24 protein-coding genes are annotated in these 23,789 nt (G+C 56.5%); 14 read left to right on the top strand and 10 right to left on the bottom strand.

Annotated features, from left to right (window positions below):
* The first annotated feature begins 1 nt into the window (after position 1).
* The 5 genes from AC2FH0_RS00760 to AC2FH0_RS00740 all read left to right on the top strand — a co-directional run bounded on the left by AC2FH0_RS00760 (position 2) and on the right by AC2FH0_RS00740 (position 7,026).
* Positions 2–2,188, top strand: coding sequence for a molybdopterin cofactor-binding domain-containing protein (locus AC2FH0_RS00760; protein WP_496788301.1), 2,187 nt, complete (start codon positions 2–4; stop codon positions 2,186–2,188).
* 110 nt (positions 2,189–2,298) lie between these two features.
* The gene (locus tag AC2FH0_RS00755) at positions 2,299–3,618 is read left to right on the top strand and encodes a glutamine synthetase family protein (RefSeq protein WP_496708590.1); all 1,320 of its coding nucleotides are present in this window, start codon (positions 2,299–2,301) and stop codon (positions 3,616–3,618) included.
* A gap of 58 nt (positions 3,619–3,676) precedes the next feature.
* On the top strand, positions 3,677–4,357 hold the full coding sequence (locus AC2FH0_RS00750) for a type 1 glutamine amidotransferase (protein WP_142633014.1): 681 nt from the start codon (positions 3,677–3,679) through the stop codon (positions 4,355–4,357).
* On the top strand, positions 4,357–5,715 hold the full coding sequence (locus AC2FH0_RS00745; RefSeq protein WP_496705872.1) for a glutamine synthetase family protein: 1,359 nt from the start codon (positions 4,357–4,359) through the stop codon (positions 5,713–5,715). The genes AC2FH0_RS00750 and AC2FH0_RS00745 overlap by 1 nt, the downstream gene beginning before the upstream one ends.
* 6 nt (positions 5,716–5,721) lie before the next feature.
* The gene (locus AC2FH0_RS00740; RefSeq protein WP_496788300.1) at positions 5,722–7,026 is read left to right on the top strand and encodes an NAD(P)/FAD-dependent oxidoreductase; all 1,305 of its coding nucleotides are present in this window, start codon (positions 5,722–5,724) and stop codon (positions 7,024–7,026) included.
* A gap of 20 nt (positions 7,027–7,046) precedes the next feature.
* On the opposite strand, the gene AC2FH0_RS00735 is transcribed toward AC2FH0_RS00740, so the two are convergent.
* Positions 7,047–8,024 (bottom strand): formylglycine-generating enzyme family protein, encoded by a 978-nt coding sequence (locus AC2FH0_RS00735; RefSeq protein ID WP_496788299.1) that lies wholly within the window; start codon positions 8,022–8,024, stop codon positions 7,047–7,049.
* A gap of 212 nt (positions 8,025–8,236) precedes the next feature.
* On the opposite strand from AC2FH0_RS00735, the gene AC2FH0_RS00730 reads away from it, so the two are divergent.
* Entirely contained in the window at positions 8,237–9,451 is a 1,215-nt protein-coding gene (locus AC2FH0_RS00730; RefSeq protein ID WP_496788297.1) for a DegT/DnrJ/EryC1/StrS family aminotransferase, read from the top strand.
* A 62-nt stretch (positions 9,452–9,513) separates the two neighbouring features.
* Here AC2FH0_RS00730 and phaR read toward each other — a convergent pair whose 3' ends face one another.
* The 3 genes from phaR to AC2FH0_RS00715 all read right to left on the bottom strand — a co-directional run bounded on the left by phaR (position 9,514) and on the right by AC2FH0_RS00715 (position 12,588).
* Positions 9,514–10,068 carry a polyhydroxyalkanoate synthesis repressor PhaR gene (phaR, locus tag AC2FH0_RS00725; protein WP_496749494.1) on the bottom strand — a complete coding sequence of 185 codons (555 nt, stop codon included), beginning with the start codon at positions 10,066–10,068 and terminating at the stop codon, positions 9,514–9,516.
* A gap of 136 nt (positions 10,069–10,204) precedes the next feature.
* On the bottom strand, positions 10,205–10,651 hold the full coding sequence (locus AC2FH0_RS00720; RefSeq protein ID WP_142633002.1) for a phasin family protein: 447 nt from the start codon (positions 10,649–10,651) through the stop codon (positions 10,205–10,207).
* A 134-nt stretch (positions 10,652–10,785) separates the two neighbouring features.
* Positions 10,786–12,588 carry a PHA/PHB synthase family protein gene (locus tag AC2FH0_RS00715; RefSeq protein ID WP_496788296.1) on the bottom strand — a complete coding sequence of 601 codons (1,803 nt, stop codon included), beginning with the start codon at positions 12,586–12,588 and terminating at the stop codon, positions 10,786–10,788.
* A gap of 111 nt (positions 12,589–12,699) precedes the next feature.
* Between AC2FH0_RS00715 and phaZ the strand changes: the two genes are divergently transcribed.
* Entirely contained in the window at positions 12,700–13,971 is a 1,272-nt protein-coding gene (phaZ, locus tag AC2FH0_RS00710) for a polyhydroxyalkanoate depolymerase (RefSeq protein ID WP_271947865.1), read from the top strand.
* Between the two features lie 5 nt (positions 13,972–13,976).
* Positions 13,977–14,561 carry a DUF6151 family protein gene (locus AC2FH0_RS00705; RefSeq protein WP_496692388.1) on the top strand — a complete coding sequence of 195 codons (585 nt, stop codon included), beginning with the start codon at positions 13,977–13,979 and terminating at the stop codon, positions 14,559–14,561.
* Here AC2FH0_RS00705 and AC2FH0_RS00700 read toward each other — a convergent pair.
* From AC2FH0_RS00700 to AC2FH0_RS00685, 4 genes are all read right to left on the bottom strand, one after another.
* Positions 14,552–15,268, bottom strand: coding sequence for an alpha/beta fold hydrolase (locus AC2FH0_RS00700; protein ID WP_142632994.1), 717 nt, complete (start codon positions 15,266–15,268; stop codon positions 14,552–14,554). The two genes, AC2FH0_RS00705 and AC2FH0_RS00700, sit on opposite strands and share 10 nt — an antisense overlap.
* A gap of 84 nt (positions 15,269–15,352) precedes the next feature.
* Entirely contained in the window at positions 15,353–15,967 is a 615-nt protein-coding gene (locus AC2FH0_RS00695; protein WP_496692460.1) for a hypothetical protein, read from the bottom strand.
* 28 nt (positions 15,968–15,995) lie between these two features.
* On the bottom strand, positions 15,996–16,976 hold the full coding sequence (locus AC2FH0_RS00690; RefSeq protein WP_496692389.1) for an alpha/beta hydrolase: 981 nt from the start codon (positions 16,974–16,976) through the stop codon (positions 15,996–15,998).
* A complete protein-coding gene (locus tag AC2FH0_RS00685; protein WP_282021849.1) occupies positions 16,976–17,725 on the bottom strand; it encodes an alpha/beta fold hydrolase in 750 nt (249 codons plus the stop codon). Before AC2FH0_RS00685 ends, AC2FH0_RS00690 begins: the two co-directional genes overlap by 1 nt.
* Positions 17,726–17,943: 218 nt before the next feature.
* Here AC2FH0_RS00685 and thrS point away from each other — a divergent pair, with 218 nt between their 5' ends.
* From thrS to AC2FH0_RS00660, 5 genes are all read left to right on the top strand, one after another.
* Positions 17,944–19,902 carry a threonine--tRNA ligase gene (gene thrS, locus AC2FH0_RS00680; RefSeq protein ID WP_496708598.1) on the top strand — a complete coding sequence of 653 codons (1,959 nt, stop codon included), beginning with the start codon at positions 17,944–17,946 and terminating at the stop codon, positions 19,900–19,902.
* Positions 19,903–20,122: 220 nt separating this feature from the next.
* A complete protein-coding gene (locus tag AC2FH0_RS00675) occupies positions 20,123–20,425 on the top strand; it encodes a BufA1 family periplasmic bufferin-type metallophore (RefSeq protein WP_142632987.1) in 303 nt (100 codons plus the stop codon).
* 74 nt (positions 20,426–20,499) lie between these two features.
* Positions 20,500–21,357 (top strand): MNIO family bufferin maturase, encoded by an 858-nt coding sequence (bufB, locus tag AC2FH0_RS00670; RefSeq protein ID WP_496695924.1) that lies wholly within the window; start codon positions 20,500–20,502, stop codon positions 21,355–21,357.
* Complete coding sequence (locus AC2FH0_RS00665) at positions 21,354–22,115, top strand: HvfC/BufC family peptide modification chaperone (RefSeq protein ID WP_496695926.1); 762 nt, start codon at positions 21,354–21,356, stop codon at positions 22,113–22,115. The genes bufB and AC2FH0_RS00665 overlap by 4 nt, the downstream gene beginning before the upstream one ends.
* The gene (locus AC2FH0_RS00660) at positions 22,112–22,630 is read left to right on the top strand and encodes a hypothetical protein (RefSeq protein ID WP_496695928.1); all 519 of its coding nucleotides are present in this window, start codon (positions 22,112–22,114) and stop codon (positions 22,628–22,630) included. The genes AC2FH0_RS00665 and AC2FH0_RS00660 overlap by 4 nt, the downstream gene beginning before the upstream one ends.
* A 1-nt stretch (position 22,631) precedes the next feature.
* On the opposite strand, the gene AC2FH0_RS00655 is transcribed toward AC2FH0_RS00660, so the two are convergent.
* Both AC2FH0_RS00655 and AC2FH0_RS00650 read right to left on the bottom strand, forming a co-directional pair.
* Entirely contained in the window at positions 22,632–23,000 is a 369-nt protein-coding gene (locus AC2FH0_RS00655; RefSeq protein ID WP_496788294.1) for a hypothetical protein, read from the bottom strand.
* A gap of 41 nt (positions 23,001–23,041) precedes the next feature.
* A complete protein-coding gene (locus AC2FH0_RS00650; RefSeq protein ID WP_142635075.1) occupies positions 23,042–23,359 on the bottom strand; it encodes an ArsC/Spx/MgsR family protein in 318 nt (105 codons plus the stop codon).
* Positions 23,360–23,575: 216 nt separating this feature from the next.
* Between AC2FH0_RS00650 and AC2FH0_RS00645 the strand changes: the two genes are divergently transcribed.
* Positions 23,576–23,782: a cold-shock protein gene (locus AC2FH0_RS00645; RefSeq protein WP_142632979.1), complete on the top strand. Its 207-nt coding sequence runs from the start codon at positions 23,576–23,578 to the stop codon at positions 23,780–23,782.
* Positions 23,783–23,789: the final 7 nt, after the last annotated feature.

Below are 23,789 nucleotides of genomic sequence, written 5' to 3'. Positions count from 1 at the left end.
CATGACCATCAACACCTCTCGCCGTAGTTTTCTGAAAGGCGCTGCTGCTACCGGTGCCGTCTTGCTGATTGGCGCCCGCCCCGATGGCGTTCTGGCTGCGGCCTCGTCCGAGACGACGCAGCTCAACCCATTTGTTAAGATTGACGCCGACGGCACTGTGACCGCCATCGTCAAACACTTCGAAAAGGGTCAGGGCCCCGCGACCGGCCTTCCGACGCTTATCGCCGAGGAAATCGGCATCACTATGGACCAAATTAAATACGAATTCGCGCCGTCGAACCCCCAAGTCTATAACAACCTGCTGTTCGGCCCCTTCCAGGGCACCGGCGGCTCGACCGCGATGGCGAATTCCTGGCTGCAATACCGCCAGGCTGGCGCTGCTGCCCGTGAGATGCTGATCAACGCCGCCGCCCAAAGATGGGGCGTAGATGCATCAGGCATCACCATTGAGGAAGGCATCGTCAAAGCAGACGAGAAATCTGCACCGATTGCCGATTTCGTGGCAGCCGCTTCGCAGATGGAAGCGCCGACCGAGCCACGCCTGAAAGACCCCTCGGAATTCCGCCTGATCGGAAACGAGGCCGTGCGTCGCAAGGACTCGGCAATCAAAGGCAACGGACAGGCGATGTACGCCATGGATGTCCACCTGCCCAACCAGATGGTTGCGATGATCAAACGTCCGGAGTCGCGCGGTGGTGTTGTCATCAGCTTTGACGACAGCGCCTCGAAAGAGGTCAAAGGCTATATCAGCGCCACCACACTGCCCAATCAGGCAGGCGTTGCGGTCTATGCCGAAAACACCTGGGCCGCGATTCAGGCGCGTGACGCGCTTGAGGTCGAATGGGACATGTCCGGCGCTGAAACCCGCCACTCGGATCAGATCAAGGCCGAGATCATGGACGCGCTGAATGCCCAGCCGACCTATAACGTGAACAAGGCAGATGTTGCCTCGGTTTCGGCGGCGATCGACGCGGCGGATACGGTCGTAGAAAAAACTTTTTACTACCCGCTCCTCGCCCATGCTCCGATGGAGCCACTGAACTGCACAATCGAACAGACAGCAGAGGGTGACATCGTTCTGCATGATGGCGCTCAGATGCCAACCGGTCCGCACATGGCGTATCAGCAAATCTTTCAGCTGCCACCCGAGAAAATCCACATCAGAACGATGCTGGCCGGCGGGTCTTTCGGGCGTCGCGCAACACCGGATGCGGATTATCAGGTTGAGGCCGCGTTGGCCTTTGTTGTCACCGACCGCTCGCGCCCGGTCAAACTGGTCTGGACGCGGGAAGACGACATTCGCAGCGGGTACTACCGCCCGGCCTTCGGCCACAAAGTCCGTGTCGGGTTGAATGCGGAGGGGAATATCGTCGGATGGCAGCATCAGGTCGCTGGGCAGTCGATCATGAAGGGCACCCCGTTCGAAGCGGTTGCAGTGCATGACGGCGTCGACCACAGCTCGATCGAGGGCATCGCAGACAGCCCCTATGATATTCCGGGGATGGCGCTTGGACTGACCGACACACCCAAGGCCACGTCAGTCCTATGGTGGCGGTCGGTAGGACATACCCACACTGCCTATACGATGGAAACAATGATGGATTTGGCCGCCACCGCCGCGGGCCGTGACCCGGTTGAGTTCCGTCTCGCACATCTGGCGGATGCGGGTAATGCAGACCAACAGCGCAAGGCCTCAGTTCTGAAACTTGCGGCCGAGAAAGCAGATTGGGGCAACGTCCCTGCCGGTCGCGCGCAAGGTATTGCGGTGCACAAATCCTTTGGTTCTTATGTGGCTGAGGTGGTCGAAATCTCGGGCGATCCGGATGACGGCATCAAGATCGAAAAGGTTACCTGTGCTGTCGATTGCGGTATCGCGGTGAACCCCGACGTGGTGCGTGCCCAGATGGAAGGTGGGATTGGCTATGGCATCGGGCATGTGATGCGCGATCAGATCACACTGACCGGCGGTTCCGTGGATCAATACAACTTCCCGGATTACGAGCCCCTTCGGATCGGCGATATAGCTACAATCGACGTCCACATCCTGCCCTCGGCCGAAGCCCCCACGGGCGTGGGCGAACCCGGCACGCCGCCTTCGGCCCCCGCGCTCGCGAACGCAATCAAGGCAATGTCGGGGACCTTGATTGCCGATCTGCCGATGGCCGAGAACGGCATAAGCTTTGCATAAGGTCCCGACCCCGCGCCGAAAAAAACGGCGCGGGGATAATTTGATCAAATTTCGTGACAAGGCGCTTTGTGTCGATTAAACCTCGGGGTACCAGAGTGATGGAGACGCCGATGGACCTGAACGCCCTACACAGTTTTCGCGTAGCGGCCTGCGACCTTAACGGTCAGCTGCGCGGCAAACGCGTGCCTCCTTCTTATGCTGACAAGCTGAGTAAAGGTGTGGTGCGGATGCCCTTTTCGGCATTGAATGTTGATCTGTGGGGCGCGGATATCGAGGATAGCCCGCTTGTGTTTGAATCAGGCGACGCGGACGGCATATTACTGCCAACCGAGCGTGGCTCCGTCCCAGTTCCCTGGCTTGAAACCGAAACAGCGCTGGTATTGATGTCCCTGTATGACGATCAGGGCACGCCCTTTGCCGGCGACCCTCGCCATGCTCTGACCTCGGTGCTGCAACGCTATGCCGAGCGTGGCTGGTCTGTTGTTGCGGCGACCGAGCTGGAATTCACGCTATTGGACTCATCAGGTGCACGACCGGTGCCTCCGATCAATCCTTTGACGGGGCGACGGCTGGTCGACGAGGCAGTCCTGTCCATGGCGGAAATGGATGCGTTCGACGCCTTTTTCACAGACCTCTATGACGGATGCGAGGCAATGAGCATCCCGGCTCAAACTGCCATTTCCGAAAGCGGGATTGGCCAGTTTGAAATCAACCTGAACCATCAGGACGCCATGCGCTGCGCAGATGATACGTTGCTTTTCAAGGTGTTGACTCGTGGCCTTGCACGCAAACATGGGTTTACCGCAACTTTCATGGCCAAACCCTATGCCCAGGATGCGGGCAATGGGATGCATGTCCATTTTTCGGTCGTCGACCAGGATGGGCAAAATATCTTTGACAATGGCGGGCCTGAAGGCACTGATCTTTTGCGCTCGGCCATAGCCGGATGTCTGTCCGCAATGCCTGGTTCAACTCTGATTTTTGCACCGCACGGGAACTCCTACACGCGGCTTGTCCCCGGCGCCCATGCCCCAACTGAGGCATGCTGGGCTTATGAAAATCGCACTGCCGCGCTGCGCGTTCCCGGCGGCGCGCCCTCTGCCCGCAGGATCGAACATCGCGTTGCTGGTGGTGACATCAATCCCTACCTCATGCTGAGCGCCGTGCTCGGTGCGGCGCTGAACGGCATCGAGGACGGAACTGAACCGCCAGCTCCGATCACGGGCAACGCATATGAGATCGACGGCCTGCCGCAACTCGCTGGCGACTGGGCTTCAGCCATCACCGCCCTTGAAACCGATCCGCAAGTTGCGCGCATCTTTCCCGCCCCGCTGATCAGCAATCTCGCCATGACAAAGCGACAAGAGATCCTGCGCTTTAACGAACGCCCACCCGAGGAGCATTGGCTAAGTTATCTCGAGGCGGTTTGAGCCCCTTGCTCGCTTCGTTCTGCTCAGCTAGAATAAATTTGATCAAATTTGGTGACCCATGAAAATCGGTATCCTTGTAACCGGCCACCCCCCTGACGAATTGCACGATCAGTTCGGTGAGTATGACGGCATGTTTCGCGCGCTGCTGGATGGCAACGGCTTTGAGTTTGTGACCTATGCTGTTGTCGACGATCACTTTCCGCAAAGTTTTGACGATGCTGATGGATGGATCATCACCGGCTCGCGCTATGGCGCCTATGAGGACCATGCCTGGATCCGCAAGCTCGAAGCGCTGATCCGCGACATCCATCAAAGCGGCAAACCCCTGATCGGCATATGCTTTGGTCATCAAGTCATTGCGCAAGCCCTTGGCGGGAAAGTTGAAAAGTTCAAACAGGGCTGGGCCGTGGGGCGGACGGACTACGATTTGGACGGACAGACCGTCACTTTGAATGCCTGGCATCAGGACCAGGTGGTAGAGCTGCCCGCCGGTGCACAAGTAACCGGTTCGAACGCCTTTTGCCAGAATGCCATGCTGGCCTATGGCGACACGATCTGGACCGTTCAGGCCCACCCGGAGTATGGCGACAGCTTCATCGAAGGGCTGATGGACACACGCGGCAAAGGAGTCGTTCCAGACAATCTAATGCAGGCCGCCGCCGACCGCCTGCCCACCCGCGACGACAGTCCGAAGATCGGACAGTTCATGGCAGAGTTTTTGAAGAAAGAGAGGGCCTGATGGCCGATTGGACAAAACAACTGCCACAGGCAGCCCGTACCTATTTTGAAGGTCACCGATTGGATGAGGTCGAGTGCATCATCTCTGACCTGCCCGGCATCGCGCGCGGGAAAGCGGTTCCGGCCACCAAATTTGCACGCCAGTCCTACTTCCATCTACCCGATAGTATCTTTTACCAGACTATCACCGGGGACTGGGGCGAAGCCGCCGGAGAGGACGGCTTCATTGAACGGGACATGATCCTTAAACCTGACTTTTCGACTGCTTCCGCTGCTCCTTGGACGGGTGACTGGACGCTGCAGGTGATCCACGACGCCTATGACCGGGACGGAGAGCCGATCCCGTTCAGCCCACGCAACGTGTTGAAGCGCGTCGTAAAAATGTATCACGACAAAGGCTGGAAACCGATTGTCGCACCAGAGATGGAGTTCTTTCTGGTCGCCCCCAATGTCGACCCCGCGCAAGGGATCAAACCGATGATGGGCCGTTCGGGTCGTCCTGCGGCCGCGCGGCAGGCCTATTCGATGACCGCGGTGGATGAATTCGGCCCGGTGATCGACGACATCTATGACTTTGCCGAACATCAGGGATTCGAGATTGACGGCATCACCCAGGAAGGCGGCGCCGGACAGCTTGAAATCAACCTGCGCCATGGTGATCCGGTCAAGTTGGCAGATGAAGTGTTCTATTTCAAACGCCTGATCCGCGAAGCCGCGTTGCGACACAACTGCTTTGCGACCTTCATGGCGAAACCGATTGCGGATGAGCCCGGATCGGCCATGCACATCCACCACTCGATCACCGAGATCGAAACCGGACAGAATATCTTTTCCGGACCTCAGGGCGGCGAAACGGATGCATTCTATAACTTCATTGCAGGGCTGCAAAACCACTTGCCTGCAGGCCTGGCAGTCATGGCACCTTATGTGAACTCGTACCGCCGCTATGTGAAAGACCATGCCGCGCCGATCAATCTGGAATGGGCTCGTGACAACCGCACGACCGGCATCCGTGTTCCCCTGTCCGGCCCCGAGGCGCGGCGCGTTGAAAATCGTATCGCAGGCATGGACTGCAACCCTTATCTGGGCATCGCCTTGTCGCTCGCGTGCGGCTATCTCGGCCTGACCCAGCAGGAACGTCCGCGCCGTCAGTTTTATGGCGACGCCTACGAAGGTGACGGTGATATCCCGCAGGTCATGGGCAATGCGCTGGACCTGTTTGATCAGGCCACCGCCCTGCACGAAGTTCTGGGCCCGGAATTTGCCCGCGTCTATGGCATTGTCAAACGTGCCGAGTATGAAGAATTTCTACAGGTCATCTCTCCGTGGGAGCGTGAGCACCTGCTCATGAACGTTTAAGCCGCGATGAATCTCCTCTATTCCAACGACCACAAGGCCGAGTATCCGGCCAGCTGGTATGCCGCGACGGCCAACACACTCGACCGTTTTCCCGCGCTTGCTGGGGATACCAAAGCGGATGTCTGCGTGGTCGGTGGCGGCTATACCGGACTGTCCGCCGCGCTGCATCTGGCCGAGGCCGGGTTCGACGTCGTGCTGCTTGAGGCGCATCGCGTTGGTTTCGGAGCGTCAGGCCGCAATGGCGGGCAGCTGGGCAGCGCCCAGCGGATGGATCAGGAAGACCTTGAACGCCTGGTCGGCGATGACGATGCCGCCAAGCTGTGGGGTCTGGCCGAAGATGCCAAGGATCTGGTCAAATCGCTGATCGAAAAGCACAAAATCGACTGTGATCTGAAACCGGGCGTGGCGGTTCTGGGCCTCAGCACCGGGGATCAGCAAGACCTCCACGATCACGCCGCGCATCTGTCGGCGCGATATGGTTATGACCAAATGGAGCTGCTGGACGAAGGCGCAGCGCATGGCTTGTGCCCATCCCCAACCTATCGCGGAGGTTATCTGGACATGGGGGCGGCCCATCTGCACCCGCTGAACTTTGCCTTGGGGCTGGCTGATGCCGCAGCCAAGGCCGGCGTGCGCATCTTTGAGGGTACCGAGGTCACCGGGATCGACGAAGTCGATCCAGCCATCGTGCAAACCCCGCAGGGAAAGGTGACGGCCAACCACGTCATTCTGGCCTGCAACGGCTATCTCGGCGATCTGAACGGCAAGGTGGCGTCGCGCGTCATGCCGATCAACAATTTCATAGCCGCGACCGAGCCTTTGGACACCGATGCCGCCCGTGTCCTGACCCGGGATGTCGCCGTCGCCGACACCAAGTTCGTGGTAAATTACTTCCGCCTGAGCGCCGACAACCGCCTGCTATTCGGCGGCGGGGAAAGCTATGGCTACCGCTTCCCGACAGATATCGCCTCCAAGGTGCGCAAGCCGATGACCGAGATTTTCCCGCATCTGCGCGATGTAAAGATCGACTATGCCTGGGGCGGTACTCTGGGCATCACCATGCGGCGGATGCCCTACCTGGCACGGGTTGCGCCCAATATCCTGTCGGCCTCGGGCTATTCTGGCCATGGGGTCGGCACGGCGACCCATGCCGGGCAGTTGATGGCGATGGCCATTCAGGGCCAAGCCGAAGGGTTCGACACCATGTCCCGCGTACCCGCCCTGCCCTTTCCGGGCGGCGCAGCCCTACGCAGCCCGTTGCTGGTGCTGGCGATGACATGGTTCTCCCTGCGGGACCGGCTTGGCCTGTGATTGCAAGGCACTCAGAGGGTTTATTTCAACTCCCTCAAAACGCGGAACCCTTTAGACGTAGAGCCGACATCATCTGAGCCACCGCCTCGGGCCGCAACGCGAGAAAAATCCATCGCGATCCAATATGTGCCACCGCGTGAAACACGACGCTCACAGCCCGGCGCAAGTGCCATTTTCAGGTAAACGCTGGATCTATTCCACTCTTTGTGCGTTTCCGTCCAGCAGGACATTGTAACTTCCGCAACGTTCCCCGACATGTGACGCAATCCCCAAGCATTGGCTGCATCCAACGCATCAACGGGCACCGGATAGCCGCGGCGGGCCAGATCAGGTCGCTTCACCCCCAACATTTCTTCCGTTGGTTTGCCGTGGAAGTTGACCTGATCCGTCGAAACCTCTTCTCCTTGCGCAAAAGGTGTTTGTGTCCCAGCACGAGCGGCATATTCCCATTCAGTTTCCGTAGGTAGACGATAAACATCCGCACCAATTTTGTCGTTTAGCCACCCAGTGTAGGACACGGCATCCTGATAGGATACGTCTACAACCGGATGATTTCCCTTGATTTCAACGCAGGGACCGTCACGCTGCAAAATGCAGTCTCGCGGGATATACCCACCACAACCGCCATCAATCACACAAGCCATCCACTGATCATGCGTGACTTCATTCCGCCCCATGGCGACGGGCATATCTATCGTGACCTTGTGAACCGGACCTTCATGATGTGCAATATACGGCTCTTCAGGTGTCGCGGGGCGAAGCCCTTTTTCATCCCAATGAAAGTTTCGTTTCGATTCTCCCGGCGGTCCACCCATCATGAACTCACCCATAGGCAAGGCAATCATCTCAGGGCAAACATCGCATTCCTGAAACATCTCAAGCGGCGCAACTTCAGTGCCATCCGACAGAAGATAATCTGCGTGAACCGCTGAAGCGAAAGTTGAAAGCGCGCCCCAGAGGGCCAAACGAATGATAGTCAATGCAGTGATCCAACCCATCATACGAGAACAACGTCAAAGAAGATCCATTGCCACCTTACTTCCCCCAAAGTTGCAAGTTCAAAAGAATTTCCCGCTACGCGGGGTAAGCCAACCAGTGTCTCTCTGACTACGACAGAATAGTGAAATTTCGCCACCCTGAAGATTAAGGGCTTGGATTGACACTTCATTAGCTTTATCTTTCCCAAAGATAGAATTCAGGAATGCCAAATATGACGCTGCCTCCGAACGTCCATGACGCCGAACCCATCCCCGCGGCCGCCCGCGACGCCATTGATGCCCTGATGCAGTCAGGCGACCTGTTCCGCTACACTGCGCCGCAGGACGCTCCGGTTGCGCTGCTCGAGTCGGAATTCGCGGAACTGCTGGGCACGAAATACGCGCTGGCTGTATCGTCCTGCTCGGCGGCACTGTTCCTATCGCTCAAGGCGCTGGGTTTGCCGCGGGACGCGCGGGTGCTGATACCGGGCTTTACCTTTGCGGCGGTGCCCTCATCGGTCATACATGCGGATTGCATCCCCGTATTGTGTGAGGTGGGTGACAATTATCGCATCGACATGGATGACTTTGCCGCCAAACTGGATAACGTGCAGGCCGTGATCATTAGCCATATGCGCGGACATACTTCGGATATGGACGCGATCATGACTCTGTGCAGCGCGCGCGACATTCCGGTGATCGAGGACGCAGCCCATTCGCTGGGGACAACTTGGCATGGCCGCAATATTGGGACGATTGGCAAGATCGGCTGTTTCTCGTTTCAGTCCTACAAGATGATCAATGCGGGCGAAGGTGGCATTCTGATAACCGACGACGCTGATCTGGTGGCGCGTGCCGTGATCATGTCCGGCGCCTACGAACATAACTGGAAGAAACACAAAGGTCCGCGTGGCGACAACTCATCGGAACTCCAAGAGGCCTTTGGCCGCTGGCAGAACCAGTTGCCGCTGTATAACCTGCGGATGAGCAACCTGAGCGCTGCAGTAATCCGTCCCCAGATGCCTGAATTGGCACGCCGTGTCCGCGATGGGTTGCAAAACCACGACTATGTGGCAGAGCGCCTGAACTCATCGCCCTATATCAACGTGCCTGCCCCGCTGGTGCCAGAGCGCCGGGCGCCGGACTCGATCCAGTTCAATCTGGTTGACCTAAGCGATGATGATATCCGCGCCTTTGCCGCAGCATCCGAAGCACGCGGGGTGAAAGTTCAGGTATTCGGCCTGAGTGAAGACAACGCCCGTGCCTTTTGGAACTGGCAATTCCTGCCGGAACAGATCGAACTGCCACACACGCGAAACATGCTGATGAAAGCTTGCGACGTGCGCCTGCCTGTACGCCTGACACGCGCGGAACTGGATGTGATCGCTGATATTCTGTTGGCTTCAGTAGGGGAAATTACCGCCCCGAAAATCGCATTTGGAACCTGAACAAGTTGAATTCAAACGAAAAGGCCCGCCAGCGGCGGGCCTATTTCATTGTGTGGACAAATTCAGTTCAGTTTAGACAGCTTTTGCTGCAACTCCGCCAACTGCTTCTTGATGTCGTCCAGATCCTCACTCGACTGGGGTTTGGCCTCGCTATCCTTTTCGGGACCGGACCAACTGCCGGAAATGCCGCTGGTCATCGCCTTCAGAAATGCCTTTTGCTGCGCTTGCAGTGCGTCGAAACCCGGAATCTGGGTCATCGGATTCATCGCAGACATGTTTTCCATCATTTTGCTTTGGCTTTCGCGCAGCATTTCGAACGAGCTTTGCAGGAATTGCGGCATCACTCCTCCGCCCGGCAACATATAGCTGCGCACAAGATCGTTCAGCACGTTCACCGGCAGGACATTCTCACCGCGGCTTTCATGCTCGGCAATGATTTGAAGCAGATATTGCCGTGTCAGATCATCCCCAGTCTTCAGGTCTATGATCTGAACTTCGCGACCGTCACGTATGAATGCCGCAATATCTTCGAGCGTGACATAGTCACTGGTTTCAGTGTTATACAGCCGACGGCTGGCATATCGTTTGATTAGCAACGGTTTTTCTTGTTCTGACACCGTCTACCCTCCCCAAGGAATGATGCATTGCAGCAGAGATTATGCGAGTGCAGAACAAAAAGAAAGGGCAGGTCTTTCGACCCGCCCAACGCGATTGCACCAAATGGGAGGAGTGGGTGCACCTCGCTATCTTACCTTACTTGGCGCCAGCTGCTTTTTTCGCAGCAGTGGACACGTCGTTGGTTGCTTTTTTGACAACGGCAGTTGCGTCTTCTGCAGCGTTTTTGCCAGCAGCCATCAGCAGCTCAACGGTTTCCGACTGAACTTTTTTCGCGATTTCAGCGAAAGCAGCCAGGTTTTCAGCAGCAACTTCAGCCGACGCGCTTGCGTAGTCGGTTGCAGCTTTTGCGTAATCTGCAGGGTCAGATTTCGCTTTCGACATATCGGACAGTTTGGCCAGGGTTTCCTTGGTCCATTTGTTCGAAATCTCAGCCGATTTCTCAGCCGCTTCCAGAGCAACGCCCGACAGCTTTTCGTTCAGGGTCGCGGTGGTGTTGAACGCACCTTCCAGAGCGGTGGTGTCAACAGGGAATGCACCCATCATGTCTTTCAGGGTCGCGGTAAAGTCTTGAGTCTTTGCCATTGTCCAAATCCTTTGCTTGCCGATCCGGGCCAACCCCGGGCTTCATCAGCTTGAGGACAATATCGTTGCTGCATCGCAGCATTGCAAGTTTTTTCTTGCTGCACTGCAGCAATATTTTTCTAAACTGTTAAAAATCAATCTGTTGCCTTCACCAAAACATAGGTTCCTGGTGCCTCGGCCAGGGAAACGTATCCCGAATCGCCCGCTTGGCGCGCGGGGATTTGCTTGCCGGATCTCTTCTTCAGCCAGGCTTCCCACTGCGGCCACCAGGACCCTTTATGAAAATCGGCCTCTTTCATCCATGTATCGGCATCCGCATTCAGATCAGGGTTGGTGTAGTGGCCGTATTTCTTCTTGCTCGGCGGGTTCACGATGCCTGCTATGTGACCGGATTCCGAAACGACAAACGTCTTCGAACGTGACCCCATCTGCTGCACACCCCGATAACAATCTTTCCAGGCGGCGATATGGTCGGTTTCACAGCTGATGGCCATCAAAGGAACATCAACGTCGCGGATATGTAGTTTGTGCCCAAGCAAATCGAAACCGTCGGTCACAAATTGATTTTTCTGACAAAGCCCCCGCAAATACTCGATTGCCATTTTGCCCGGAAGATTTGCGCCATCCCCGTTCCAGTAGAGCAAATCAAACGCCGGTGGGGTCTCGCCCATCATATAGCTTCGAATGGCGGGGCCGTAGATCAGGTCATTCGATCGCAGGAACGACATGGTACGACCTATGACCCATGCTTTTAGGATACCGTCTTTTATTACTTGTTCTTGAATGCCATCGACAAAGTCATTCTGTAGGAACGGCGTGAATTCCCCCTGTTCACCGAAATCGGTCAAGGTTGTGAAGAAGGTCGCCGATTTGATGGATTTGTCGCCACGCTGTTTCATCAGGGACAGCGTCAAGCTCAACGTGGTGCCGGCAATGCAATATCCCACCGCATTGACCTGCTTGACCTTACAGATCGACTTGACGGTCTCGATGGCGGTCAGAAATCCCTCTTCGACATAGTCGCCCATACCGACCTCGGCATGAGAAGCATCCGCATTAACCCAACTTACAACAAACAGGGTATAGCCCTGCTCGGTCACCCATTTGATGAGGCTGTTCTGCGCCTTAAGGTCCAGAATATAGTATTTGTTGATCCAGGGCGGAAACAGAACGATCGGGGTTTCGTGTACGGTCTCGGTCGTGGGTTTGTACTGGATCAACTCCATAAGCCTGTTGCGATAGACCACGTCGCCCGGAGTTGTCGCGATATTCTCGCCAAGCTTGAACGCGGATTCATCCGCCAGTCTGACAACCATTTCACCATTATTGGCTTCTAGGTCCGCAACTAGATTCTCTAGCCCTTTGATCAGCGATTGCCCTTCCGTCTCGACCGCCTTTTCCAGCGCGTCGGGATTGGAGGCCAGGAAATTCGTCGGAGACATCAAGTCAATGATCTGTTGCGAAAAGAAATGCAGCCTCTGCTTGTCCTTGCCGTCCAGATCGTCGACCGAAGCAACCGCCTGCGCGATTGCATCGGCGTTTGTCTGATACTGTTGGCGAATAAACCGGAAATAGGGGTTGGTGTCCCAAAGAGGGTTTGAGAACCTTTTATCCTTGGGTCCGGGTTCGCTGTCCTCGACCCCGCCGGCGGCCAGCGCCTGCTGAGCCTCAGCAAAGTTCATAACGGATTGTCCCCAGAAGGCGACCTGATGTTCCAGAAGCTTGGCGGGATTCTGCCACGCTTCGGCGAAATACGAAGTTGCTGCTCTTGCGAAAAGATCTTGATTCGGACCGTCCAAAGCGGGAGTGTGCGCCTCTTTGCCAGCCATCACATCGATCAGCCTTTTCGACAATTCTTCGACTTTCGTCATATTTTCTCTAATCCGTTCAAGGTGTTCCTCGGACAGCTCTGGCGCGTTATCTTCACTTGTTGTCATTTTAACAATTCCACCCTAACCTCGCTGCTATGCAGAATAACGTCGTGGGCGTCGGGGGGCAAAGCGACGAATGGTCCGAATTATCAGGCTGACACTCAGGAGGCCCATTTCATGCGCTACATGATGACCTACGATCTGATGGAAACGATGCGCAACACCAATCAGTGGATGGGTGCTACGGCAAGTGCCATGGCTTCTTATCCGCTGTTTTCGATGGTGCCCAACCCTGCGTTCAGCATGATGGCCGCCTGGGGCGAGGTGACTGAGCGGACGTTCCAGCGCATGGTTGTAAAACCCGACTGGGGAATCCGTACATTCACTTGCGAAGACGGCAAGGATCATCTGGTCGATATTGTCCCGGTGATCGAACGCCCTTTTGGTGATTTGATACATATACGTGTCAATGGCCGCGCCGAACAGCCCCGCAAGGTGCTGTTGGTCGCCCCGATGTCTGGACATTACGCCACTTTGCTTCGGTCCACCGTAAAAAGCCTCTTGGTAAATTGCGAAGTTTATATCACAGACTGGCATAATGCGCGCGATATCCCCGTGTCCGAAGGTAAGTTTGATGTAGAGGATTATACACTTTACCTTGTCGATTTCATGAAAGAATTGGGACCGGACACCCATGTTGTAGCCGTCTGCCAACCGGCGCCGCTGACTCTGGCCGCCACAGCCTATCTGGCCGAGGTCGAACCCAAAGCCCAACCCAGCACGCTGACATTGATCGGCGGACCTGTTGACCCGGATGCCACACCTACCGACGTGACCGATTTTGGCCGTCGCGTGACAATGGGGCAGCTGGAAGAAACCATGATTCAGCGCGTCGGCTTCAAGTATAAGGGCGTCGGGCGCATGGTGTATCCCGGCCTGCTGCAGCTGGCCTCGTTCATGTCGATGAATTCGGACCGGCATTCTCAGGCGTTCTCCGAGCAGATCCAGAGGGTTATGCGGGACGAGGCTTCGGATCACGATGCCCATAACAGATTCTACGACGAATACCTCGCCGTCATGGACATGACCGCCGAGTTCTACCTTTCGACCGTCGAACGCGTCTTCAAAAACCGCGAAATCGCCCGCAACGAGTTTGTTGTTGCAGGGCACAAGGTGGATATCGGCAAAATTACAAACGTTGCAGTCAAAACAGTCGAAGGTGCGAATGACGACATCTCGGCCCCTGGCCAGTGCATTGCTGCGCTCGAGCTGTGTACAGGGCTGCCGGATTCGAAAAAAGCCAGCCATGTCGAACCTGGCGCAGGTCACTATGGCATCTTCGCCGGCCGCAGCTGGCGCGACAATATCCGCCCATTGGTGATCGAATTTATGAACGCCAACGCCCGCAAACCCTCGCGCAAAGCGGCCAACCGCAACAAAGTAGCCTAACGCCGATGGGAAAGAAAGTCGCCAAACAGACGGCTTTCGCCTGCAACTGTGGAAAACTCTTTGGCAGCATTACAGCCAGAGGCGTTCAGTACGGAACGCATGTAGTCTGCTTTTGCCGTGATTGCCGGGCCGCGCAGATATATTTCGGGCAACCGGACCCTGCGCCGGAACCGGTGGACATTTTTCAAATGGCCCCTGAAGAAATCAGGATCGACGGCGGCATCGAACACCTGGCCGCGATGCGCCTTGGCCCCAAGGGGATGCTGCGCTGGTATGCCAGCTGCTGCAATGCACCGCTGGCGACGACATCAAATACTCCAAAATTTCCGTTTGCGGGCTTTGATGTGAAACGAGCTTCCGATCCGGACTGTTTAGGGCCGGTTACGACCCAAGGGTTCATTCCGCAGGCCGATGGAAAACACAAACACAAGCGACTGGGTTACGCTGTCGCCGGGATTGTTACGCGGGTACTAAAATCCCGGCTTTCTGGCAGTTGGAGGGACACCCCGTTCTTTGATCAGAATACGGGCCAGACGATCTCAACCCCGGTCATTCTCAGCAAAGAACAGCGTAAAGCGCTCTACGCGTAGTCCAGCGCAGGCTTCACGCTGAGCCAGGTCTTCAGCGCCTCGGTGACATTTTCAGGCGATTCCAACGTAGGCAAATGTCCTGCATCCTTGATGACGTGCAGTTCTGCATTTGGGATCAGGTCCGCCATGAACGCATGCCTTCGCACCGGAACAACCGTGTCATGCGCCCCACATAGCACCAAAGTCGGGGCCGTGATCCGGCGCAGGTTGCCCTGCTGATCCGGGCGACGCTGCAGCGCGCGAATCTGACGCTCGAACACCTGCGGGCCCAAATCCAACGCCATCGAGATGACATCAGCAAGAATGGGAATACGTCGAGGCCCCGGGGCCAGCGAATCCGATCCAATCAGCCGACGCATCACTTCCTCTAACCGACCCATCTTGGCGGCGACCAACAGCTCCTCCCGCGCGGCTGCGGTCTGGGGCGATTCCGAATGCGCATCCGAAGCCATCAGACACAAGCGCGACACCCTCTCGGGTGCATATCGGACAATTTCCAAAGCGACTACGGCGCCCAGGCTTAGGCCCGCCAATGCAAAGCGTTGTGGCAACTGAACCAATAGGCCCCGCGCGATCTCTTCAATCCGTTCAGCAGTCGAAACCGAAGCGACCGTCACGGCGCGATCACGTGACAGGGCGCGCATCTGATGCTCAAATACCCGCGCATCACACATCAAACCGGGCAAAAGAACCAACGGCTCGATCAAACAACGCCTCCTTTGGAAAAGTCACTCAAATCGTCGTCATTAGTTTCAGGATGAGAGGTTTTGTATGGTTCGGCAAGTTAAAGTTCAGGGGTAGCGGATACTGCGAAAAGCGGGGAAGTCCGCATATCGTTTTTGCCGCTCAAGGTCACCATCGCCAGGCGCGCCTCCTGGGCGCAGAAGGCAGCCCCGCGGTGCAATATAACTGTCGATGCGCTTATAAGGCACAGGCCTCCAGACCAGATTGAAAGCACAGAGTTTTGGAAAGAACCAGATTTCAGAATATTCAAGATGGTCGTGCATCCACCACGCCAAATCCCGCCAATCCCGCCCCGCCTCATATTGATCCGCAAACCATGGGATCACGATCGATGCCCCGGCAATCCGATCATCACCCACAGCGCGATCCCAGATGTGACATTCAAGCGGGTTATCATTTCGCGCGCAATTCAGCCGGTTTTCATTACCGAAATGGTTCAATGATGCCGAGCGATAGCCGGATCGTACGGCAATCCGGCCAAAGGTCTCCTCAAGCGGGTCCAGCAGGGTTTCGCAAAGCGCCTTTCCGGTTTCGATGGCAAGGTCGGGATCGTCAGGAAAATTCTGCTTTTCGTGAAAATTGCCTATTTCCGAATACAGAAAATCGCGCATGAAAAAATGACGGGACAGACGCACACGACCGAGGGTTTCAAGGCTCCACATACTGCCTGGTCTGCGCATTATTTCTTCCTCACTCGATCCCCAAGGTTTTCAGCCATCTCAGGATACCAGCCACCACTTCGTCGGTCTGCCCCGGAGACATCAACCGCCCGGCGATCACATGGGAATTAGGATCGTCCCCGGGCCCCATTGTTACCAGCTCAACCGACGCAGGGGCGCCCCATGCCTTGGTAATCTCGTGGGTCAGGTCGGCACGCACGACCTGATCTTCATTCGAGAACCAGAACAACGCGGGAACCTTTGCGTCTGAAAAATCCTGCGCATAGACCACATCCACCAGCACTGTCATCGGCACCACAGCCTGCCAAGGGTAGACCGCCGACCAGAATTTGTTCATTTCCGGGTTCACCCCTGCGACGCCCCGGGTTTCACCCATCATCAGGGGCAACCAAATGCGCGCCCAAGGCAATCCGGGTATCCATGCTCCGGCCGCTTTAACGCCGAAATTCGGAGAAACAAATACGATCCCTGCAACGTTTTGGCTCAGCTCTTCATTCAGTGCGGCCGCCGCTGCCAACGTGCCGCCGGTTGATGTCGAAATCACCACGACCTTATCCCCAACCGCCCGTGCAGCAGCCAGCCCTTCAGCAAGATCCTGCATCCAACCCGAGGCCGTCGCCTCACCCATTGCATCCCCGCCGCGACCATGACCCTGCAGCCGCGTGTAGACCAGATTGGCGCCCAACGTTTCGGCGAGCAGATCGGGAACCGGTCGGATCTCTTCGGATGATGCCGAAAACCCGTGCAGATATAGAATCGAAACAGGTGTTCGCTGCTCTTTATAGCCCTCTTGCCAAATAACTCGCTTTTCGACCCCCGGAATGATGTCGGCGAATGCAGATTCCACACTTTCGAAATAGACCTGCACCCCTTCACCGAATTTGCGCGCGTCAAATGTTGGGGCCAGATCAACCTTCTCACGCGGGCCAAGCCAATAGATCAGGCCAAACGCAACGATCAATGTCAGAAAAACGCGACCCAATATCCGCATTATTGGGCTGCCATCACATCGAGAACGGCTTGTTCGATCAACCCAAGGCATGGGCCATCCGAAAAGCGATGATCGGCGTGCTTGATCAATGACAGGCGCATATCGGGCCCGAACGCATGTTCAATCAGGCGCACTGCTGTTCCGGTTGAAACCGCTGTGTCTTCGGTACCTTGCAAAAACCGCACGGGAAAAGGCATATGCAGAGGCTTGCGCAGGACCAAATGTTGGCGACCATCTTCGATCATCCGTTTGGTCACGATGTAAGGCTCCATATAGTCCGAAGGCAGCTCGACATGGCCAACAGTTTCCAGTGCCTGTTTCTGGTTTTCCGAGAATGAAGCCCAATACCCGTCCTCAGTAAAATCCGGCGCAGCAGCGATGGTCACCATTCCCTGAATCCGATCTGGCAGCGCTTTGGCCAACAGAAGCGCCTGCCACCCCCCCATGGACGAGCCGACAACAATCAGCGGCCCATCCGTCAATTCCGTGATCGCGGCCAGCGTATCCTCATGCCAGTCACCAATGCATCCTTCTTCGAACGTGCCCCCGCTTTCACCGTGACCTGAATAGTCGAACCGCAGAAATGAATGGCCTCGCCCCTGCGCCCAGGCCTCCAAATGCACCGCCTTGGTGCCTTCCATATCGGATTTGAGCCCGCCCAGAAACACGATGGTCGGCCCGGTGCCCTCGCTTTTGTGATAGGCCAGCCGCCGTCCCTGCGCCGTTTCCAGAAAATTCGTCGCTGCCATGACACCCTCTTTTCTTTTTCCGATATCATGCACGCCCCACCCCTAAGTGCAATTCCCAGATACCCCTTCATCTGGCCAAAAATACCTCGGGGAGCGCGAGGGGTTGACCCCTCGCGCCGGCCCTTGACAGGTTCACCCCCACCTGACAAATGAAGCGAACACAACATAACCCGCAACCGGGCGTTCAGTGGGCGCCAAACCGACGAGGAGAGCCAGCCATGGCCTTGGACGCACAGTCAATCTCTCTCACTTTTCCTGACGGCAATGCACGATCCTATGAAGTGGGTGTAACCCCTGCGCAGGTGGCCGCCGACATCTCGACCTCACTGGCCAAAAAGGCCATCTCAGCCACGGTGAATGGCCAGCATTGGGATCTGCAATGGCCCATTGAATCTGATGCCGAAATCGCCCTGCACACCATGAAAGATGAAGATCAGGCAAACGAGCTGATCCGCCACGACCTCGCCCATATCATGGCCCGCGCCGTGCAGGAAATCTGGCCCGATACCAAAGTCACCATCGGCCCCGTCATCGAAAACGGCTGGTACTACGATTTCGACCGGGCCGAGCCATTTACGCCCGAAGATCTCGGCGCGATTGAGAAAAAGATGAAGGAAATCATCAACAAGCGCGACACCGTGACCACCGAGGTCTGGGACCGTCAGCGCGCGATTGATTTCTACACCGAAAACAACGAGCCCTATAAGGTCGAATTGATCGACGCCATCCCGGGCGACGAGCCGTTGCGCATGTACTGGCATGGCGACTGGCAGGACCTGTGCCGTGGCCCGCACCTTCAGCATACCGGCCAGGTTCCGGGCGATGCGTTCAAGCTGATGTCCATCGCCGGGGCCTATTGGCGCGGTGACAGCGACCGCGCGATGCTGCAACGCATCTATGGCGTGGCTTTTACCGGCAAGGAAAAGCTGAAAGCGCACCTGCACATGCTGGAAGAGGCTGCCAAGCGTGACCATCGCAAGCTGGGCCGCGAAATGAACCTGTTCCACATGCAGGAAGAAGCTCCCGGCCAGATCTTCTGGCATCCGAATGGCTGGAAGATCTATACCACCCTGCAGGACTATATGCGCCGCATGCAGGAGCGTGACGGCTATGTCGAAGTCAACACACCGCAGGTTGTTGACCGCAAATTGTGGGAAGCCTCGGGCCACTGGGACAAGTATCAGGAAAACATGTTCATCGTCGAAGTCGACGAGGAACATGCCCGTGAAAAGGCCGTGAACGCCCTGAAGCCGATGAATTGTCCCTGCCACGTGCAGGTGTTCAATCAGGGTCTGAAATCCTATCGCGATCTGCCTCTGCGCATGGCCGAGTTCGGGTCTTGCGCGCGGTACGAACCCTCTGGCGCGCTGCATGGTATCATGCGGGTGCGCGGCTTTACCCAGGACGATGGGCATATCTTCTGCGCCGAAGATCAGATCGAATCTGAAACTGCAAAATTCATCGCGTTTCTGTCGAAGGTCTATGCCGATCTCGGTTTCCATGATTGGACCATCAAGCTCTCGACGCGCCCGGAAAAGCGCATCGGGTCGGATGAAAGCTGGGATCTGGTCGAAAAAGCCCTGGGTGACGCCTGCAAGGCCGCAGGATACGACTATGAGCTTCTCGAAGGCGAAGGCGCCTTCTACGGACCCAAGCTTGAATTCACCCTGACCGACGCGATCGGCCGTACTTGGCAATGCGGCACCCTTCAGGTGGACCCCAACCTGCCCGAGCGGCTGGACGCCAATTTCATTGGCGCGGACGGATCGAAGCACCGCCCCTTCATGCTGCATCGTGCAACGCTGGGTTCGTTCGAACGGTTCATCGGCATCCTGATCGAAGAACACGCGGGCAAATTGCCCTTCTGGCTGGCCCCGCGTCAGGTCGTGGTCGCTTCGATCACCTCCGAGGCTGACGGTTACGTGCAGGAAGTGGTTGAGACACTCAAGGCCGCAGGTATCCGAGCCGAGGCGGACATCCGCAACGAAAAGATCAACTATAAGGTTCGTGAACACTCGGTCGGCAAAGTTCCGGTCATTCTGGCCGTCGGTCACCGTGAAGTTGAGGACCGCACAGTCAGTGTCCGTCGTCTTGGTGAGAAACAGACACAAGTGCAGCCGCTTGAGGCTGTAACAAATGAACTGTCGCGGGCCGCTACGCCGCCCGACCTGCTGTAACAATCAGCGGCAAATTGCACAAAATCCGGCCCCTCTGAGGGGTCGGATTGAAACATTTGTGTTTTATCTCTTCTAAAACAAACTATTAGTTTGCAAGATGTCATGACAGTCATTGACGGGCTCGTGAGACACAGGCTCGTGAATTCAACTGTGACCTGCAACCCATTACCTTTGTCATTGTCGAACACAGACATACGCAGTCATCAAAAGGATAACCGAGATGTCGAACACCGCTAAATCCCTTGTCATCGCAAGCGCCGTAGCCGCAGCCGTTTCAGGCATGGCCACAACCGCATCCGCACAAGCCAAAGAAAAGTGCTATGGCGTTTCTCTGGCCGGTCAGAACGATTGTGCCGCCGGTCCCGGCACCACGTGCGCGGGCACCTCGACTGTTGATTATCAGGGCAATGCCTGGACGCTGGTAGATGCCGGCACCTGCGCCGATATCGACCTGCCTCAGTCAGCTGACGGCGCTGCCCGCAAGGGATCGCTCGAGCCGCTGGAGCGTGACCTACCGGCATAAGCCTGAGTTTTTGCCAAATCTGAGGGGCGGGCAAGAATCGCCCGCCTCTTTTTTCAAGACCGCGAGGTTACCAGATGCTGGACAGCACAATCCGATCGAACAGGCTGCCTGCGGCACCAGGCGTCGGCTATAAGCCTCAGCATTTCCAGCAGATTCTGGATCACCCGCAACCGGTCGCATGGCTGGAAATCCACGCCGAGAACTACATGGGCGATGGTGGCCGACCGCTGGCACAGCTGCGGCACTTGTCGGAACACTTCCCGATTTCCGTCCACGGCGTTGGCCTGTCCATCGGCGGAGAAGGCCCGCTGGATACAGACCACTTGGCCCGCTTGAAACACCTCGTCGGCTGGCTCAACCCCGCCAGCTTTTCCGAACATCTGGCCTGGTCGACACATGACAGCCACTTCCTGAATGATCTGTTGCCCCTGCCCTATACCGACGCAACCCTTGCACGGATTTGCGATCACATCGACCAAGTTCAGAATGTCGTTGGGCGACAGATGCTGCTTGAAAACCCGTCAAGCTATCTAGCATTTGATGAAAGTACGTGGTCCGAACCAGACTTCCTGCGCGAAATTTCGGGCCGCACCGGATGCGGGCTCTTGCTGGATGTGAACAACGTTTTCGTATCGGCGACAAATCTCGACTTCTCACCGCAGAGCTATATCGACGCCTATCCGCTGGACAAGGTTGGTGAGATCCACCTTGGCGGGCATGATGAGGATGAAGACGACCACGGGCTTCCCTTGCTGATCGATAGCCACGGACGAGAAGTGGTTGATCCGGTTTGGGCGCTTCTGAACTATGTGCTTGAACAATCGGGACCAAAACCTGTTCTTGTGGAATGGGATACCGACGTCCCTGATTGGCCTGTCTTGCGCGCAGAAGCCGATCGCGCCCAAGCGGCACTGGACCGCATTCCAGCATGAGCGTGTCGCAAGAAGAGTTTCACCTTGCTTTGCTGGATCCAGCCATGTCGGTGCCTGAGGGCCTTGTAGACGCGTCGGATCAGCCGGCGGGACGGCGTTTCAGTGTCTATCGCAACAATGTTGCCGTTTCGCTGACCGAAGCCATGCATCAGGCCTTCCCGGTGATCGCCAAGTTGCTGGGTTCGCAAAACATGGACGGGTTGGCCGGGCTTTTTCTGCGCAGCCACCCACCGACCTCGCCGTTGATGATGTTCTATGGCGAAGCGTTTCCGGATTTCCTGGCCGGGATGGATCAGCTGTCGCATATCGGGTACCTGCCCGATGTGGCGCGACTGGAACTGGCCCTTCGCCGATCTTACCACGCGGCGGACAGCGTGCCAGCGTCGGACGACGCGTTAGCCGTGCCACCCGAAGATCTGTTCCGGGCCCGATTGGAATTCGCACCTTCGATGCAAATCTTGCGCTCGGACTGGCCCATCTTTTCGATATGGCGGTTCAATACCGAAGACGGCGCACCGAAACCCCAAGCTGGTGCTGAAGATACCCTGATCACGCGCCGCGAATATGATCCTGTTCCTCAGGCCCTGCCGCAAGGCGGGGCGGGTTGGATCGCCGCGATGAAGGCCGGAAACACAATCGGACAGGCATTTGAAAACACTACCGAAACCACCCCGGATTTTGATCTTGGGGCCACTCTGGCGCTGCTGTTACAGGGCGGCGCTATCACTTCTGTGACTATTGAAAGGCTGGCAACATGACTGCCCTGATCTCTCTTCATAACAACGTCCTGGGACGGATCGACAGCTCGGCCAACTGGCTGACACCAACCCTGGCGCGTCTTGTCTTTGTTGCCGTGTTGCTTGTCTACTACTGGAACTCAGCCACCCTGAAAATCGACGGGTCGATTTTCTCTCCGTCAGCGGGGGCGTTTGGGCAGATTTTCCCCAAAGCGGCAGAGGCCGTACTTTATGACGTAACCCAGATGACTTTTTTCCAACGCGTCGTAATCTTTCTGGGAACAGTCGCCGAATTTGTCCTGCCAGCCTTGTTGCTGGTCGGCCTGCTGACCCGGGTGGCAGCCCTTGGGATGATTGGGTTTGTTTGGGTCCAGACCATTGTCGACGTGACCGGTCATGGCGTCAAATTGGGAGGCCTGTTCGACAACGCACTTACCTTGATGGATCAGCGCGTGATGTGGACTTTCCTGTTTCTGGTCATCGCGATAAACGGCGCAGGCCCGATCTCGATCGATCGCATCCTGCGCCTGAAGTAACTCAGAAATGTGCCTTGGGCTCGTCCGGTTTACCCGCGGCCAGCCCAAGGAGACCCGCCACGGCGGCAAAGGCAACCGGGAACATGGTGAACACATTGAACCCGAACGCATAATACATCCCAGCCGCAGAAATCAGCAGCAACACGCCACCAATCAGAGCGCGGGCATGTGCCATCGCCCCGCCCGCAATAGCAAATAAAGGCGCAAGGATCGCCGCGGTTCGGATCAACTGCGCATTGTCCACCTGCTCGGCGATCCCGTCGATTTCGCCAAACCTGTCGATCAACTCGACATATCCATAGCCAACAAACCCGACCAACATGCCGATCAGACCGGCAACTACCCCTAAAATCATCGCTGCGTTACGCATTTAGAACCCTCTAGCTTGCGACCAACCACATAAGTACCCACTCAGCCAACGCCAAGGGCTGCCTGCGTTTCAGCCGTCCAGCCCAGATAAAGTGCACCGTCCTTCTCAACAAGCGGTCGCTTCATTAAGGTTGGGTGTTCCTGCAAGAGTTCCAGCGGCTCTTTTTTGCGCTGCTCTGCATCCAACCCGCGCCACGTTGTCGACCTGGTATTGAGCAAAGCCTCGCCGAAACGTTTTAGGGCCTGCGCCAGTACCGCATCCGGCACACCTTGCGCGCGAACATCGATAAAATCCGAACCCTCAAGCGATTTCAAAGCCTTACGGCAAGTATCGCAAGTCTTCAATCCATATACGCGCATTTTCGAGCTGCTCCTGTTTCGATCTTGATAATGGGCAAATTCGCCAGTGTATTCCGGTATTTCTTGATTTTTTACTTCACCGTGCAATGTTGAAAAAGACGAAACACGTAATTCGGGCCGTGTCGTGTGGACGAGACGGTGATGTGTTGCGGTTACGTCAATCGCTACCCCCACCAATTTTGTGGGACAACGTGCAAGTAGAAGGAGACACGGGAAATGCCAACTGGCACCGTGAAATGGTTCAATACCACCAAAGGCTATGGGTTTATTGCCCCTGATGAAGGCGGCAAGGACGTATTTGTTCACATCTCGGCCGTTGAAAGATCTGGTCTTACCGGACTCGCTGACAATCAGAAGGTCGCTTACGAACTTGAAGACGGACGTGACGGCCGACAAATGGCTTCAGATTTGAAGCCACTGTAAAATCCCG

It is taken from the genome of Ruegeria sp. CDSC051 (assembly GCF_059610665.1).
The sequence above is the reverse complement of the archived record's forward strand: the minus strand, read 5'-3'. Positions and strand labels throughout refer to the sequence as shown.